The sequence below is a fragment of the Bacteroides sp. D2 genome, from assembly GCF_025147085.1.
Lineage (GTDB): Bacteria > Bacteroidota > Bacteroidia > Bacteroidales > Bacteroidaceae > Bacteroides.
Genome location: NZ_CP102261.1, coordinates 3,742,055 through 3,759,451, shown reverse-complemented (window position 1 = coordinate 3,759,451; position 17,397 = coordinate 3,742,055). Strand labels below are relative to the sequence as shown.

At 42.5% G+C, this 17,397-nt stretch carries 9 protein-coding genes; 6 read left to right on the top strand and 3 right to left on the bottom strand.

Features of this window, described 5'->3' with window-relative positions; translation table 11 throughout:
* Positions 1-241: 241 nt before the first annotated feature.
* The 3 genes from NQ505_RS13180 to NQ505_RS13170 form a co-directional block, all read right to left on the bottom strand.
* The gene (locus NQ505_RS13180; protein WP_009000764.1) at positions 242-1,192 is read right to left on the bottom strand and encodes a tyrosine-type DNA invertase cluster 3b; all 951 of its coding nucleotides are present in this window, start codon (positions 1,190-1,192) and stop codon (positions 242-244) included.
* A gap of 259 nt (positions 1,193-1,451) precedes the next feature.
* Positions 1,452-2,630 carry a heparin lyase I family protein gene (locus NQ505_RS13175; RefSeq protein ID WP_009000763.1) on the bottom strand — a complete coding sequence of 393 codons (1,179 nt, stop codon included), beginning with the start codon at positions 2,628-2,630 and terminating at the stop codon, positions 1,452-1,454.
* 123 nt (positions 2,631-2,753) lie between these two features.
* The gene (locus NQ505_RS13170; RefSeq protein ID WP_009000762.1) at positions 2,754-3,305 is read right to left on the bottom strand and encodes a DUF4738 domain-containing protein; all 552 of its coding nucleotides are present in this window, start codon (positions 3,303-3,305) and stop codon (positions 2,754-2,756) included.
* Positions 3,306-3,452: 147 nt separating this feature from the next.
* Between NQ505_RS13170 and NQ505_RS13165 the strand changes: the two genes are divergently transcribed.
* The 6 genes from NQ505_RS13165 (at position 3,453) to NQ505_RS13140 (ending at position 17,378) form a co-directional block, all read left to right on the top strand.
* Positions 3,453-6,977, top strand: coding sequence for a two-component regulator propeller domain-containing protein (locus NQ505_RS13165; RefSeq protein WP_009000761.1), 3,525 nt, complete (start codon positions 3,453-3,455; stop codon positions 6,975-6,977).
* A 115-nt stretch (positions 6,978-7,092) separates the two neighbouring features.
* The gene (locus NQ505_RS13160) at positions 7,093-9,702 is read left to right on the top strand and encodes a cellulase family glycosylhydrolase (protein ID WP_004325368.1); all 2,610 of its coding nucleotides are present in this window, start codon (positions 7,093-7,095) and stop codon (positions 9,700-9,702) included.
* Positions 9,703-9,925: 223 nt separating this feature from the next.
* A complete protein-coding gene (locus NQ505_RS13155) occupies positions 9,926-12,901 on the top strand; it encodes a SusC/RagA family TonB-linked outer membrane protein (RefSeq protein WP_009000760.1) in 2,976 nt (991 codons plus the stop codon).
* Positions 12,902-12,922: 21 nt separating this feature from the next.
* Positions 12,923-14,500 carry a RagB/SusD family nutrient uptake outer membrane protein gene (locus NQ505_RS13150; RefSeq protein WP_009000759.1) on the top strand — a complete coding sequence of 526 codons (1,578 nt, stop codon included), beginning with the start codon at positions 12,923-12,925 and terminating at the stop codon, positions 14,498-14,500.
* Between the two features lie 23 nt (positions 14,501-14,523).
* Positions 14,524-16,266: a DUF5114 domain-containing protein gene (locus NQ505_RS13145; protein ID WP_009000758.1), complete on the top strand. Its 1,743-nt coding sequence runs from the start codon at positions 14,524-14,526 to the stop codon at positions 16,264-16,266.
* 23 nt (positions 16,267-16,289) lie between these two features.
* A complete protein-coding gene (locus NQ505_RS13140; protein ID WP_009000757.1) occupies positions 16,290-17,378 on the top strand; it encodes an arabinogalactan endo-beta-1,4-galactanase in 1,089 nt (362 codons plus the stop codon).
* The last annotated feature ends 19 nt before the right edge of the window (positions 17,379-17,397 follow it).

Here is a 17,397-nt window from a genome sequence, read left to right as displayed (position 1 = left end):
GGAAAAGCCTAATATTCAATAAGAAAACTATTGAATTAGGCAATGAAAAAGTATAGAGCATGGAAATAAGATTATTTCATGTTCAGATAGTTTTTTGCTCTATGTTTCAGATAAAACGAAAAAAAGTGGAAGAATATTTGCTTACTATTCGTGTTTTTGTCTATCTTTGCGTCAAATTTAAGTTCTGTTACCTAAGAAGTAACACACATATTTTACTTCTGATTATCAATATTTTATATATCTACCATCTGTCTATACAACAGTTTCTCACGTAAGATAAATTCCCTTTATTTACCTCCGTACGTTCTTTAAGTCCGAAGCCTTTCAAATAGATTTGTGTGGTTTTTATAGATTTGTGTCCCAATGATTCACTAATCATTTCAATCGATACTCCCCGATACTTCGCTGTCGTTGCCCAAGAATGGCGAAGTGTGTAAGAAGTGACAGGAGACTTCAAACGTAAAGCTCTCGCTAAGTCCTTTAAACGGTTGTTGAATCGACGAAGGGCAGACTGGTATTCCCGATAAGCCCTTTCATCCGTCCGTTTCTTATCACTACTAAGAATATCAAACAGATAATCCGGAGAATCCGGATGAGAATCCTGATTACTACGAAGTCGGTTAATCATTTCCTTTGCAGTATCAAGTATTTCCACACTCATCGGAGTTTTAGTCTTGATACGGTTATACCGCAACACATTCTGATCTAAAGCTGATTTCTCCAGATGAGCTAAATCCGCGAATGACATTCCACAGAATTGAAACATCAGGGCAGCAATAGCCTGCGTACGACGCAAACGCTCCGATTTGGGATCCTCATACAGAAGTCTACGTAATTCACCAATAGGCAAAGCTTTCTTTTGGCGAACATCTACTCCCGTATAAACATCATGAAACAATCGGGGTACGTAAGGTGCACTACCTGCTTCCACTCCTCGATTATAAATACAACGAAGCATACGCATATACGTAGAAATCGTATTAGGCTTCAAGCCACACTCATAAAGATACTGCCCGTAACGTCGTAAACGCTCGCGGGTGATCTGTCTGAACGACACATTGGACGTGCCACAAAATTTGCTAAAAGAGAAGATAGCATTCTTATAGACATGCGCTGTAGAATGCCTTCCTTCCTTTCGCAAACGACCGATGTAGAACTCTGCACATCGGCTAAACCCATTTTTGTTCATCATTTGCATCACTAGTTATTTTATATATGCCATTTGGCAAGCGGCAAAAAAACAAATCTTTTTGCATACCTGACACGTACTTACTAGATGCAGTCCTATTTTTTATCATTTTTAACTTTATTACAATCAGCAAATTATGACAGTAAAAATGGTATCACTATCATTGCTGCGCTGACAAATAAACGGTAAAAGAACTAAAAAAATATCCGGATGCTCACAAAAAGAACATCCGGATATCACTCTCTTTTTACCTTCTGACTAATTACCTTTCTGAATAGTTTGTCAGATTGTAACATACCGGCTTAGTGCTATTACCTACACGGTAAATACCGAACTTGAAGTAATAACCATCATCGTCGTTACGTCCAATCATGATTTTTTCATTGTCTACAATGTGTTTACTAACCTTTTTCCCCTTTTCCTGATAGTCCATCTGCACATCGAGCATACCCGGTTTTACAATCGTTTCCGCCTCTTTGCCATAGACTGTCCAGTCGATATGAATGCGGAATGTAATCCAGCAGTCTTTCGGAAAATCGGCATAAGGCATTTTGTAAGCAATGGTCGATGCTTTATAGTCTGATGTCACAGGTTTCATGATCGGTGTTTTTTCGGGATTTGCGTTGCAACGGTCGTCTTTATCCGTCAGCCACTTTCGGTCGGAATTTGCTTTGATATAGAACCATCCGCCGGAGAACCCGAACGCCAATGGAGGATAGCCTCCTTGTTCCACGAGCCATCCGTTGGCCTTTCCGGCCTGATATACAGGATTTCCTTGTTTGTCTTTCACCGGATTACCTTGTTCATCCAGCTTGGCTACTTTCTCGTACCCTTCATTCTTTTTAAAGATCGTAGTCTTTTCCAGTTCAACGAACTCGTCAATCGTCAGTTTCTTCACTTCGCCCTGTGGAGTTTGTACCAATGTACGATCCGGCATTCCATGCCATTGAGCAAAAATTGTCGAGACATCGCTACCCAATGAAGAAGGAATATATACGGAAAACTCATAGTCGCGGGAAGCTCCTTGCGGACAAATACCCTTCCCATGATGATATACGGTTTTGGTAATCTGTGCTTTCTGATAAACATCGGCAGGCAGGCCTTTGAAATCATCGGAAGTTGCATAACAATAAAAAAATTCCGCACGCCCTTTTGTTTCCCCTTTGGCATATCCTGACAGGGTGTTATCATCTTCCTTCAATTCAAAACGATAGGAAGGCTTACCGTTGAACATACGTGTGAAGTCGCGTTGAATTGCATGAGGCTTTTTAGTCCCTACTGCTACCCAGCAATCGTCTATAATTTGATTGACGCGTGCCGAATCCGCCTGCACGTTTACCCGTTCCGTAAGCGGAACCAACGTTTGTGTATCTTTGGTTTGAGCGGTCAGTGCCGTACATCCTACTGCTACCACACAGATAGCAAAAATGTTTTTCTTCATTCTATTCGGTATTAAGTTTGTTGACGGTGCAAAAATACGAAAGGCAACCTCATTGGCTGCCTTTCTTTTGTCTCAAATGTTTTCACATTTGTGTAATTTTACTGTCAACACCCGCCTACAAGCTTAATTGGGTGCTTCATCGTCATAATCTTCTTCAAGCATATCCACTTTCTGTATGCTCATTTTTCCATCAGCGGTAATCGTTATGGAAAGCGGCATATACAAATCTGTCTGCGGATAACAAACACTCGCTGCATACACAATTCCCTGCGGAGTAGTCTTGTCATATACAATACCTTCCAATATAGACTTAGATAGGAAGTTTGCATCGACTACCGATGAAAAATCATTCTTGGTAAAGGTCTTGTTCAACACAGTTTCGTTACCACGCGTCAGGTGCAACACTATTTTATTGTCGACATAGGTATCTCCCATCTCGTTTGTCACATGGGGCAGATTTTCATCCGGAGTACGCGAAACGAGGGAATGATAATCTTTCCCCTTAAACTTAAAGTCGGTTTCGCTCTTAGACGTCTGCATACGCTGCAATCCGTGAGCATCCACACTGTCTATCATCGCCAATGTCGACGTATTATCTGAAGATCCTTTTTTACCGCCACATGCACTCACAGCCACTGCCAACGGCAATAAAAGCCAATAAATTAGTTTTCTCATACGTAAGTTTTCTGTTTATAAATAGATAGCAAAGGAACAAAAAGAGCGGGATATTTACAAGTGTAACCGACATTTTTCCTACATTTGCAGGAAAGAAGGAATACTTTTACAACAATTACAGATTTAAAAACCTGCAAACCTAACACCATGCGCGAACGAATTACAACAATTCTTTTTCTCATCCTTGCCTACTGTAGCAGTGGCAATGTGTATGGGCAAAAAGTAAATTATCAGCAATTCGACAACATCTATCTCGGGGCCGAAGCTTCGGTGATTAGTTGCTTCCTGCAAGATAGCGAGGGACTGATATGGGTGGGTTCCAACAAGGGTTTATTCAGTTATGACGGTTATTCCACACAACAGCATTTCACGTATGGAGAACGTACTAACACACGTATCTACTGCGGTATTATAGCAGATAACACTTATTTATATCTGGGAACAGATAACGGGATTCTTGTTTATAACTATCGAACAGACAAATATGAGCAACCGGATACTGATTTCCCAACGGATGTCCGTACCATGGTACTCCAGGGAGATACATTGTGGATAGGTTCGTTGAATGGATTATATACTTATCAGTTAAAAAGCCGTCAACTGAATCATTTCGATAGCAAACAGACCGGATTGCCTCATAACACCATCTATTCCGTCATTCAGACAAAAGATAATCAAATTTATATAGGTACTTACAACGGATTATGCCGCTATGTGCAGGCAAGTGGAAAATTTGAAAACATCCTTTTGCCCGTTAACCGGGGAGGCAGCAATTTGTTTGTCAATTCTCTGTTGGAAGACACCACCCGACAATGTATCTGGATCGGGATGGAAGGTTATCTCTTCCAATACAATCCCACTACAGGAGAGATGAAGGCGATAGAGGTATTTCATAACAACTCCATCAAATCACTGGCACTGGACGGAGATGAAAATTTGCTGGCAGGTACAGACAACGGGCTTTATGTGTACCAGAATGACAAAGAACCTTTGCAGCATATCATTCACGATTCACGCAATATCCAGTCACTAACCAACAATATTATCTGGAACATATTCTCGGATCAGGAACATAATATCTGGCTGGGAACAGATTATGGCATTTCCCTGTCACGCTATAACAGTGCGCTGCAATTTGTACCGATTTCTCAAATCACAGGCACGGGAGACGGAAATCAGTTCTATTCCCTGTTCCGGGATTCCAAAGGATTCTATTGGTTCGGAGGTACAAACGGAGTGATCCGGTTCACCCATCCGGCAGGCAATAAACACGATGCTATCTGGTATAGAATGGGGGATAAAAAACATCCGTTATCCCACAACCGGATACGGCACATCTACGAGGATAGAGAACAGCAGTTATGGATAGCCACAGACGGAAGTATCAACCGCTATGACTATAATACCCATCAATTTGTACACTACAACATCGTAGACAGTACAGGAACTTATAATACCAACTGGGCTTATTACCTGTTTGAAGATACTGACGGGAAGCTTTGGATCGCCACCTGTCTCGGAGGTATCTTTGTTGTGGACAAACATAAACTGATACAATCTGCCGGAAAATCGTATGTGGCCGATCAAAATTATTCCATTCATAATGGGCTGTCGGGGATGTTCATTAATCAGATTGTCCCTGATGCGGAAGGTAATGTATGGGTATTGTTATACAACAGCAAAGGGATAGACAAAATCAATGCCCGTACGCGACAAGTGACAAAGCTGTTTGCCGATGAATTAAGTGGCGAGAAGAGCCCGAACTACCTTTTACGGGATGAAGACGGCATGCTTTGGGTAGGATTTCACGGAGGGGTGATGCGTATCAATCCCAAAGACTCGAGTCAGCAAAGTATCTCTTTCGGCAATTTCAGCAATAACGAGATTCTGTCTATGACCTCTGTAAAAGAACATATCTGGGTTTCCACCACTAACGGACTTTGGATCATCGACCGGAGAACAATGGATGCCCGCCAGCAAAGCCTGACGGATAAACGTTTCACCAGTCTCATGTTTGATCCGGAAGATGGAAATATCTATCTGGGAGGTGCAGACGGGTTCGGCATATCCCGTCCCGAAATACAAGCCATGAGTCAGCCGGAACACTCCATTTTACTGACTGCCTTATATATCAACAATCAACTGATGTCTCCGCATACCGGAGAGAATATTCCCAACATCCGTTATACCGATGCTATCGAACTAAAATACGACCAGAACAACCTGGCTTTCGAACTTTCAGACCTCCCCTACTCGCTAGAAGAAAAACATGAATTCGTCTACCGGCTGGAAGGTATGGACAAAGAATGGAATTTCCTGCAATCCAACACGAATCGCATTACGTACAGTAATCTGGGTTATGGGGATTATCAGCTGGTAATCAGCAAAGTGGAAAAGAGCGGTTCTCCTTCCGAGCATCCATATATCCTGAATATTAAAATTCTCCCTCCATGGTATTACACACTTTGGGCAAAGATAGTCTACATTCTTTTATTCTTGAGCCTCATTGCCTGGGTTATCAACTTTTTCCGTGTCAAGAACCGTCTGAAAATGGAACGAATGGAAAAAGAGAAGATTCTGGAGCAATCACGCCAGAAAATGGCTTTCTTTACCAATTTGTCTAATGAATTAAAGACACCGCTTAGCCGGATTATCGCTCCTGTCAGTCAATTGCTCCCCGTTGCAGAAGAAGTGCATGAGAAACAGACACTGGAGGAGGTGCAGCGTAATGCAATGAAAATAAACTCATTGATTCATCAGGTATTAAACTTCAACCGGATAGAGGATAATAAAGATTCACTGCTGATTTTGTCGCGCATCGAACTTGTGTCATTCAGCCGTAGCCTGTTTTCTGTCTATGAGGAAAACAAACAGATCACATTCCATTTCGAGACAAATAAAGCCAAGATTTATGCTGATATGGATGCCATCAAACTTGGAGTGATTTTAGATAATCTGCTTTCAAATGCCGTCAAATTCACCCCGGATGGCGGAAGCGTCCGTCTGTCTCTTTTCTATCGTGAAGAAACGGGATTGTTGGATATCTGTGTTTCAGATACAGGAAGCGGAATCCCGCAACAAGATATTCCATATATCTTCCAGCGCTTTTTCCAGTCTCCACATTCCGGCAATAAGGAAGGTACGGGTATCGGACTTTATCTGGTCAAGACTTATACGGAACTTCATGGCGGTCACATCAACGGAGTCACCTCGAACGAAGGAAAAGGAACTTCCATTGGCCTGAATATCCCTGTCATCGCCGTAGAGAAAGAAGAGATTCCGGCGACACAGGTGAAAAAGCAGTTGGAATCGTTGCCTGTTCTTAAACCAATCGAAGCAGAATCTCAAGATGAGAAATTTCTGTCGAACATTATCCGCCTGATTGAGGACCATCTTTCTGAATCGGAATTGAATGTGAATGCACTTTGTGAATTATCCGGTATCAGCAATAAGCAGATTTACCGGAAAATCAAACAGCTGACCGGAATGTCTCCAGTGGAATACATCAAATCGATCCGGATGAAAAAGGCGGCCATGTTGTTGCAACAAAAGAAATTTACCGTTGCCGAAGTGATGTACATGGTAGGCTTTTCCAATCACTCTTACTTCTCCAAATGTTTTCAGGCAGAATTCGGAAAAACGCCACGCCAGTACCTTAATGAAGACCTGTAGAGGCATTTTGGGGCATTTCGTCCTATTTTTATCCTTATATGTCCAATCTGTGCTTTTATTGAAATGACCAATAAATTACTTTTGTTGCTGTCAATAAACCGATAAATTTGATAGCATGAAAAGACTGTTGATCCTTACCTTTATTTGTTTGATATCTGCCTTTGTCAAAGTGCAAGGCAAATCATCCTCTACACCTATTATATATATAGATGGAAATGGGGTGATGCGTTGGAGTGACACCCGCCGGGAGGCTTCCTTTTTCGGTGTTAATTATACGCTGCCTTTCGCCCATGCTTACCGTGCCATTGGATATTTGGAACTGGACCGCAAAGCTGCTATAGACAAAGATGTATATCATATCTCCCGTCTGGGACTGAATGCTTACCGTATTCATTTATGGGATGTGGAACTGACAGACGGACAGGGAAATCTCCTCGAAAACGAGCATCTCGACTTGATGGACTACCTGATTGCCAAACTCAAAGAACGCAATATTCATATTGTGATTACCGCGCAGACCAACTTCGGGAACGGATATCCCGAACGAAACATACAGACGGGCGGCTTCTCCTATAAATATGATAAATGCGATATGCACTCCCACCCGGAAGCTATCGCTGCACAAGAAACCTATCTTCATGGTTTGGTGAAGCACGTCAATCCATATACGGGGTTAGCTTATAAAGACGATCCCTCCATTGTTGGATTCGAAATCAATAATGAACCTTGTCATTCCGGTACGAAGGAAGAGGTAAAAGCCTATATTAACCGGATGCTGAAAGCGATCAATAAAACAGGAAACCGCAAACCTGTATTCTATAATGTAAGCCACAACGGATATGTAGTAGAGGCTTATTACGAAACTGCCATTCAGGGAACTACTTATCAATGGTATCCCATCGGACTGGTATCCGGACAGACACAGCAGGGAAATTTCCTTCCCTATATAGACCGCTATGATATTCCCTTTTCCGATAAAGTGAAAGGATTCGATAAGAAAACACGGATGGTATATGAGTTCGATCCGGCAGATATCATGTATTCTTATATGTATCCGGCCATGGTACGTACTTTCCGTACAGCAGGTTTTCAATGGATTACCCAGTTTGCGTATGATCCGATGGATATTGCTTATGCCAATACGGAATATCAGACTCATTTCTTGAATCTTGCCTATACGCCTCATAAAGCTATCAGTATGAAGATAGCCGCCGAAGCTGCACGCAGTCTGAAAAGAGGTGAATCATACGGCAGTTATCCACAGGACACTTTATTTGGTGACGGTTTTCGTGTCAGTTATACAGAGGACTTGAGCGAATTAAATAATGGAAAGAAATTCTATTATTCCAATCATACCAACACCCAGCCCAAAGATGCGTCACAACTTGTTTCCATTGCCGGTTGTGGCAGTTCTCCGATTATTCGTTATGAGGGAACAGGTACTTATTTCATGGATTGCCTCGAACCGGGAGTCTGGAGACTGGAAGTGATGCCGGACGCGGTAGTGGTGAACGATCCGTTTGCCAAACCGTCACTCGATAAAGAAGTGGTTACCATTGCTTATGGTGCTTGGGACATGGCTCTTCAAATACCTGATTTAGGGATGGAATTTACCTTTACGGCCCTCAATCAAGGAAATCAGCAGAAAGGAGATGTGACAGACGGGATTATCCGCGGACTTTGTCCGGGTACCTATCTGCTGAAACGTAAAAACTGTACGCCCAAACAGAACTGGCAGGCAGACTCTCAATGGAATTCCATCCGCATCGGAGAATATGTGGCTCCTGCTCCACGTGTGACGGATTATAAAGTCGTTCATACTCCATCGGCAACCACTGAAGCAAATAAAGATTTGACGATTAGTGCACAGGTGGTAGGAACCGAATTCCCGGATTCTGTGATTATCTACACCGATAAGATATCTTTTTGGAATGAGCACAATCCATATATCAAGATGAAACATACAGGCGGATATACCTATCAGGCAACGATACCCGCTAGAGAAATAAAGGATGATTGTTTCAGGTATAACATCATCGTATGCCGGGGCAACAGCACTCGCACTTATCCCACAGGAAATTCCGGTTACAGGAATTCATCATCGGGAATAAAGGAAAATCCACTGGACTGGAATTATACTTCCGGAGCCTATTGGACTACTCGTGTTGTTGCCCCAGATAGTGCGATACCACTATTGACTATTACGGACGCAGATAGCCGGATAGAAGCATACACGCTTCCCGAATGGAATGATCTCCAACGTACTTTGGTTGATTCTTCTCCGGTGGAAAAACCTTTGCTCCGGTTCCGGTTTACTCCTAAAGGAGAAAATCCGCACTATTTCCTCCGCACGTTCGTAAAGAACCTGATTGAAGAAAGAAAAGAAAGAGTAAAGGATTGTAGCGTTCTCTGTATCCGGGTAAATCGCACGAAAGCACTTCCGGAAGGACTCAGTGCCGGTTTCGTAACGTCAGACGGATATACTTATAAAAGCCCTTGTCCTGCTCCATCATCGGAGGGAATCATACGGATACCGTTGAAAGATTTACGCCAGACAGACACGGTACTGCTGCCGATAGCTTATCCGACATTCTTGAAACAGTATTTCCATCCGGAAACGGAAATCGCTTTTCTACCGGAAAAGATTGAGAAGCTGGAGCTATCAATGTCAGGAAACAAGAAAGAGTTAGTTGAAATTGAACTAGGAAATATCTGGCTGGAATAATCGTTCTTAAAGTTCCCCGTTGTCGAAGCCTTTGTTCCTCGGTGAGGAAAGGGTCGTTCATCGGTGAGGAACAAGGTCTTCCTCGGTGAGGAACAAATCTTTCGTCTGAACCACGTCTGAAGCCTTCTGAAAGGGGGTAGCAAACGGAAGGGACAGAAAGAGAAAAGCCGCTGATTTTTAAATAAAAAGTAAAAATAAATCTATTATCAATAACACAGTAATTATGAACAGGAATATCTTAAATCTACGCCATCTGACTGTACTACTTATGTTGTGTACAGCCTTTTTAGGAGGCATCATTCCTGCCTTCGCCCAACAAGGAGGCAAGAAAATCACCGGACAAGTGATTGACGAGAACAAGGAACCGATGATCGGAGTAAGTATCCTCATTGTCGGTACTTCTACCGGAACAGTGACCGATTTCGACGGTAATTATACACTCAATGTGCCACAGGGCAGCAAAGAGTTGCAATTCTCTTATGTAGGATATGAAACAAAGGTAGTACCAGTTCCTGCCAACAGTACTACTTTGAATGTCCAGTTGAGAAGTGATTCACAGGTATTGAGCGACGTTGTAGTAATCGGCTATGGTACGCAGCGTAAAAGTGACCTGACAGGTTCGGTAACTAACATCAGCAGCAAGGACTTCAACATGGGGTTGGTCAGCTCTCCCGAGCAACTGATTAATGGTAAGATTTCCGGTGTGCAAATCATGTCCAACAGTGGTTCTCCCACTGCGGGAAGCACGATCCGTGTGCGTGGTGGTGCTTCACTGAACGCTAGTAATGACCCTTTGATCGTACTGGACGGTGTTCCTTTGGAACAGGGAGGCATCAGCGGTAATGACGGGAATTTCCTTAGCCTCATCAACCCGAACGATATTGAAAGTATGACCATTCTGAAAGATGCTTCTTCGACTGCCATTTACGGTTCGCGTGCATCCAACGGGGTTATTCTGATTACTACCAAGAAAGGAAGTTCGGATAAACTGAAATTTACTTTCAGTACGACAAATTCCATCCAGACACGTACTAAGCTGGCTGATATGCTAAGTTATGACCAATTTGTCAACACCATCCGTACGCAAGGAACGACTGCCCAACAATCTCTACTCGGCACAGCCCATACGGACTGGAATGATGAAATCTATCAGAATGCTTTCGGTACGGATAATAATCTTAGTATTTCCGGAAAAATTGCTAAAAACTGGCCATTTCGTATATCAGTAGGTTATTACAATCAAAGTGGTTTGTTACGCACAGACAACGCGGAACGCTACACGGGAAGCATCATGGTGACCCCCTCTTTCTTCAAAGACCACTTGAAACTGAATATTAATGCGAAAGGGTCTATTAATAACAATACATTTGGTAACACAAATGCTATCTGGGCAGCTTCTACAATGAACCCAACCATCCCCGTTTATTCAGGACTGGATACTTTTGGAGGATACACGGAAGCAATAGACAATACAGGTGCACCAGCCAACGGTGCTGTAATGAACCCGGTGGGACTTATCAAAATGAATGATTCCCAAAGTAACGTAAGACGTTTCATCGGAAATATCGATGCAGACTATCGTGTTCATTTCTTCCCCGATTTAAAACTGCACGCTACATTAGGTTACGACTATGCACAAGGTAAGGGAAGTGTATATGTTCCGGCAGAAGCTGCACAGAATTACACCACTTCCGGTCTGGATTACAGCTACGGCCCACAGAAGAAAGAAAATCGCCTGCTGACTTTGTATGCCAACTACAACAAATTGGTAGAATCGATTAAAAGTAGTTTTGACGTAACAGCCGGTTACGATTATCAGTATTGGAAAGCTACGACTCCGCTTTACTACGAAATGAACACGCTGGGAGAAATACAAAAGACTTCAAAGGCTAAAGACGAACGCCATGTACTACTTTCATACTACGGTCGTCTGAATTATTCGTTCGATTCACGTTATATGCTAACTACCACCATCCGCCGGGACGCTACTTCACGCTTTGCCAAGAATGTACGTTGGGGTACGTTCCCGTCAGTGGCATTAGGATGGAGAGTGACAGAAGAATCATTCCTGAAAGATAATAAAGTATTGAGCAATCTGAAAATTCGTGCCAGTTACGGTGTGACCGGACAACAGGACGGTATTGGTAACTACAATTATCTACCTATCTATACTCAAAGCCAAAATGGTGCGGAAGGTATCATGGGAAATGAATATATTCATACCTACCGTCCCAGCTCTTACGTCCCTGACTTGAAATGGGAAACCACTACTTCATGGAATATAGGATTCGACTTCGGCTTTCTGGAAGACCGTATTACCGGTAGCTTTGACTACTACACTCGCCAAACTAAAGATTTGATTGCAACAGTTCCCGCCGCAGCAGGTACCACCTTCGACCGTAACATCACCACCAATGTGGGAAATGTGGACAGTCAGGGTATTGAATTCAGCGTGAATGCAACTCCTATCCAGACAGAAGACTGGAACTGGGATGTCAGCTTCAACATGACTTGGCAAAAGATGAAGGTAAAAAATCTGTCTTTATCTGCCGGAACTGTCGCTACAAATACCTCAGTAGGTCCATATATCGACAGTTACCAAGTACAAACGTTAAGTGAGGGATACGCCCCTTATATGTTCTACGTTTATCATCAACTCTATGATGAAAAAACAGGAAAACCGGTAGAAGGTGCCTATCTTGATGTGAATGGAGACGGACAAATCAACTCTTCCGATTTATATCGTTACCACTCTCCCGCTCCGGATTACATTCTCGGTTTCAGTACTTCACTGCGCTGGAAAAAATGGACTTTGAGTACAAGCTTGCGTGCAAACATCGGCAACTATGTCTATAATGCCATGGCTATGAATGCCGGAGCCTGGGAAACAGTAAGCTACAACTCCTATCAATTGAATAACCTGTCTACAAGTTATCTGAAAACTGGATTCCAGACCCGTCAGTACTTGTCCGACTATTATGTAGAAAATGCTTCTTTCCTGAAAATGGATAATCTATCGTTGAACTATAATTTCGGTCAAATCTGCAAAGGATGTAGCCTGAATGTGAGTGCTATGGTTCAGAACGTATTCTGTATCACCAAGTACAGCGGTGTCGACCCGGAGGTTCCTAATGGTGTGGATAATTCCTTCTATCCACGTCCGCGCACCTTCTCACTGAATGTAGGTTTCAACTTCTAACTATTTAAAAACAAGCGAATCATGAAAAAGATATTATATACAGCCTTCTATTTTTGCAGTGCATTATTGCTGAACTCCTGCATAGGCGACTTAGACCAATATCCGCATGAAGACGAAACATCTTCTACGATATATACCAATGCTGAAAACTATAAAGCCGTTTTAGGTAAGATATATGCTGCCATGGTGACCACCGGACAGGAAAAAGGGGGTGATCCAGACTTGAGCAGTAATAGTGGACAGGATTACATGCGTTGCTTCTTCAACCTGCAGGAATGTGGAACAGACGAGGTGGCCTCTACCTGGTTGTCAGGTGATAATGTGAGTGGATTGACTTATTTAAGTTGGGATGCTAATGATCCTTGGGTATCGGACATGTACTATCGGATTTATTATAACATAGCATTGTGCAATGAATTTCTCCGTAACGCAACCGATGAAAAGCTGGCAGAATTTAGCGAACAGGATCAAGCTGAAATCCGCCATTACCGGGCTGAAGCTCGTTTCATGCGTGCTTTATTCTACTACCATGCAATGGACTTATTCCGCAACATCCCGTTCATAACAGAGAATGACCCGACTGTCGGCTATCTGCCTCCACGTTATACGTCTGCACAAATTTTCAGTTATATAGAATCTGAATTAAATGCCATTACAAATGATATGCTTAGCAAAGGGGATTGTCCTTATGGACGTGCTTCACAAGGAGCCGCCTATACATTGCTTGCCAAACTTTATCTGAACGCAGAGGTGTATATTGAAACGTCGAAGTATACAGAATGTATCGCTGCCTGTCAACAGGCCATCGCACAGGGATATTCATTGGAAGATGACTACAGCAAACTATTCAATGCGGATAATGATAAGCGTACTGCCAACGAAATTATATTCACCTTACCTGTGGACGCTACACATACCGTATCTTGGGGTTCTTCCACCTACATCGTCTGTGGTGCCGTAAGTAATACTTCCGACAAACAGATTCCTGAAAATTATGGTGTGAAAAGCGGTTGGGGAATGTTCCGTGTACGTGGAGAAATTCCGGCCTTATTTAGTGGAACTGATGATAAGCGCTATATGTTCTTCACTGACGGACAAACACAATATCTGGATGTGATAGATAACCAGTCAAACGGATATTTTGTAGAAAAATGGACTAACCTGACAGATGCCGGAGCAACTGCTTCCAACACTGCAGATGGTGGTGTAAATACAGATTATCCTTTATTCCGTTTGGCAGACGTATATCTGATGATGGCGGAAGCTGTGGTACGTGGCGGAACGGGTAGTGATAAAGGAACCGTATTGGGATATATCAATAAACTGCAAGAACGTGCTTATGGCGACGACTCTCATAATAAAGCGGAAGCCGACCTGACACTGGACTTTATCCTGAAAGAACGTGCCCGTGAACTTTATTGGGAAGGGTACCGTCGTACCGACTTAATCCGTTTCGGAATGTTCACTACCGACAAATATCTGTGGCAATGGAAAGGTGGTGAAAAAGGTGGCGTAGCTGTAAATAGCAAGTATAATATCTATCCGATACCGGCTACCGAACTGACGGCTAATCCCAATTTATATAATGAAAATTATTAATCATCCTCTAATACAAACGATATATGAAAACAATAAATAGTCTGTTCCTTTCATTGGCGGCTCTCTTTATATTGAGTGCCTGTGAAGATGACGCAGATAAATATTATTTATCGAGCCTGACAGAAAATGAATTGATAGCTTCTACAAACAACATTGTATTGACGGAAGATATCGCACAAAAGAATGTTCTGTCACTGGCATGGACCGACCGGACATTGGCTATCAACAATCCGGATTTCAAACCGACCAACTTATTGAAAACAAGTATACAGGTTGCATTAAACGAAGATTTCTCCGGAACGATCGTAGAGTCTACCGAAACCTCTCTTTCCAAGACTTACAATGGAGCCGAATTGAATATTGTTACCAATAATCTGGGGGTTGAAGCCAATGTAGCCACTAAATTCTATTTCAGACTGAAAGGAACAACGGGGAACAACATCGAACCGGCATATAGCAATGTGGAAGTAATCACCATCACTCCTTATGAACTGGATATGCGTTTCGCCAGCATGCTGGATCAAAACGGCACAGACACCGGTATGAGTTTATTTTCAGTAAATACAGATGGTGTATACAAAGGATTTGTAGGAGTAAATGCCTGGTACAACTTCCTGATTAAAGAAGCCAACGGAACGATCTGGAGAAATGACAACGAAACCGGAATGCCGTTCTTACTAACTACAGCAGGAGATTGGAAATGCTGGTTCCCAGGAGTTGGAGGTTGCTATTATATCACATTTGACACGAATAATAAGCAATGGAACGGAATACAAATACCAACATTGAACGTCAGTGGAGATATCGATGCAACAATGGAATTTAACCAAACAAACAGAAAATGGACAGCTACATTCAATGCTAATGCAGCCGGAAGTATGACTATCCAAATCAGTGGAACGGGTAAATTATATGACCATACATGTGCCAATCCGAATGATAATGGGGGATACGACATTGATGACACGAAAGCTAAAGATACTCCTATGGCATTCAGCGGCAGTAGCACAGCGTTAAATCTCGGAGAAACAGCTGGAGACATAACAGTTAATGTGCCACAGGCAGGAGAGTGTACGCTTTCTATCGATCTAAGTAACCCTCAACAATGGACTGTATCAGTAGAAGAAGGTTCTATAGAACCGGAGCCGGAACCGGAAGAGGGACAATATTTGTATTTGCCGGGAATCGGCCAAGGTAGCGACTGGACATACGATCATAAAATTGAAGTGTACTATAAGGAAGAACAAAAATATGCAGGTATAGTGGATGTCAACTCACAATACGGAAATTATGCGATGACCCTGTTCTCATCAGGAGATGCATGGGACACCGACAAAATGTACACCATTGCCAATGATGACTCGGAAAGTACGGCAGAAGCTGGAACTCTTGTAAATGGACAAGCAAAGAATATTCCTGCACCTGCTGCCGGTCTTTATCTGTTTGACGTTTCATTAAAAGAGTTGACCTATAAAACTTATGCAGTTGGAAATAACATCTATTGTTATTATGGAATAGAGGGGGATAACAATTTATATCCTATCGCCACAACAGGAACTACCGGAGAATATTCGGGAACGATTACGTTATCACAAGATTCTAACTGGGGAATCAAATTTTATATAAAAGATGACTGGACCGGAGCGTATGGAGGAAGCAATGGAAAACTATATTATAACAGTAACGACGGTATTCCATTGACTGCCGGAACTTATACTATCACAGTCAATCTGATAGACGGTACTTATTCCGCTTCTAATAAATAACCTTTAGATAACAGTATATAATTATGAAACGATTCAAAAATATATTGATGGCTTCCGCACTACTGTGCGGAGCCTTCTTCACAGCCTGTGACGACAATGATGATAAACCGGTATTTCCGGAAAATCAAGATCAAGCCTATGACATGTCTGGTTTTGCCAAAGGAGCCGATGTCAGTTGGTTGACAGAAATGGAAAAGGAAGGTTACAAATTCTATGATGCTGAAGGAAACGGACATGAATGTATGTCACTACTCCGGGATTTGGGCATGAATGCCATCCGTCTACGTGTATGGGTAAATCCCGATCAGGGATGGTCGGAAGAGGAAGGTTTCTTTAATCCGGAAGGATGGTGTGATAAAGACGATGTAGTGACCAAGGCGTGGCGCGCTCACAACTTAGGCTACCGTATTATGATTGATTTCCATTATAGTGATATTTGGGCGGATCCGGGACGGCAAGAGAAACCGGCAGCTTGGGCCGACCTATCCTTTGATGAATTAAAACAAGCAGTAGCCGACCATACCACTGAAGTATTAAGTGCAATCAAAGCAAGAGGTATCGATGTGGAATGGGTGCAGGTGGGTAATGAGACACGTACAGGCATGTTAAAACCTGACGGAGCTGCTAGCAGCGGAAAAACCGCCAACTTCGCTCAACTGGTAACAGCGGGATACGATGCCGTTAAAACAATCTACCCGGAAGCTAAAGTTATCGTACATATCGATCAGGGCAATAATCCCAATCGATATATCTGGCTGTTTGACGGTCTGAAAGCTGATGGGGGAAAATGGGATGTAATCGGCATGTCTCTTTATCCGGAACCGGATACCCAAGACTGGAGACAATTAAACAATGATTGTATTGCTAATATGAAAAGTCTGATTGAACGATATAATACACCTGTCATGATGTGTGAGCTTGGTATTTACTGGAATTATGAAGAAGCAGAAGAGTTTTTTACCGATTTCATGACTAAAGCTAAAGAAATAGATCAATGCCTCGGTGTTTTCACTTGGGAACCTCAAAGTTACGGTGGTTGGAAAGGCTATCACAAAGGCATGTTTGACGACAGTGGTAAACCGACCAGCGCATTTAATGCTTTCAAGAGATAAGATTATTGAATCATTTTTT

What these genes read in the sequence shown, in the direction of transcription:
- NQ505_RS13180 (WP_009000764.1), bottom strand. Translation starts at nt 1,192, where the DNA reads ATGATGAACAAAAATGGGTTTAGCCGATGTGCAGAGTTCTACATCGGT.
- NQ505_RS13175 (WP_009000763.1), bottom strand. Translation starts at nt 2,630, where the DNA reads ATGAAGAAAAACATTTTTGCTATCTGTGTGGTAGCAGTAGGATGTACG.
- NQ505_RS13170 (WP_009000762.1), bottom strand. Translation starts at nt 3,305, where the DNA reads ATGAGAAAACTAATTTATTGGCTTTTATTGCCGTTGGCAGTGGCTGTG.
- NQ505_RS13165 (WP_009000761.1), top strand. Translation starts at nt 3,453, where the DNA reads ATGCGCGAACGAATTACAACAATTCTTTTTCTCATCCTTGCCTACTGT.
- NQ505_RS13160 (WP_004325368.1), top strand. Translation starts at nt 7,093, where the DNA reads ATGAAAAGACTGTTGATCCTTACCTTTATTTGTTTGATATCTGCCTTT.
- NQ505_RS13155 (WP_009000760.1), top strand. Translation starts at nt 9,926, where the DNA reads ATGAACAGGAATATCTTAAATCTACGCCATCTGACTGTACTACTTATG.
- NQ505_RS13150 (WP_009000759.1), top strand. Translation starts at nt 12,923, where the DNA reads ATGAAAAAGATATTATATACAGCCTTCTATTTTTGCAGTGCATTATTG.
- NQ505_RS13145 (WP_009000758.1), top strand. Translation starts at nt 14,524, where the DNA reads ATGAAAACAATAAATAGTCTGTTCCTTTCATTGGCGGCTCTCTTTATA.
- NQ505_RS13140 (WP_009000757.1), top strand. Translation starts at nt 16,290, where the DNA reads ATGAAACGATTCAAAAATATATTGATGGCTTCCGCACTACTGTGCGGA.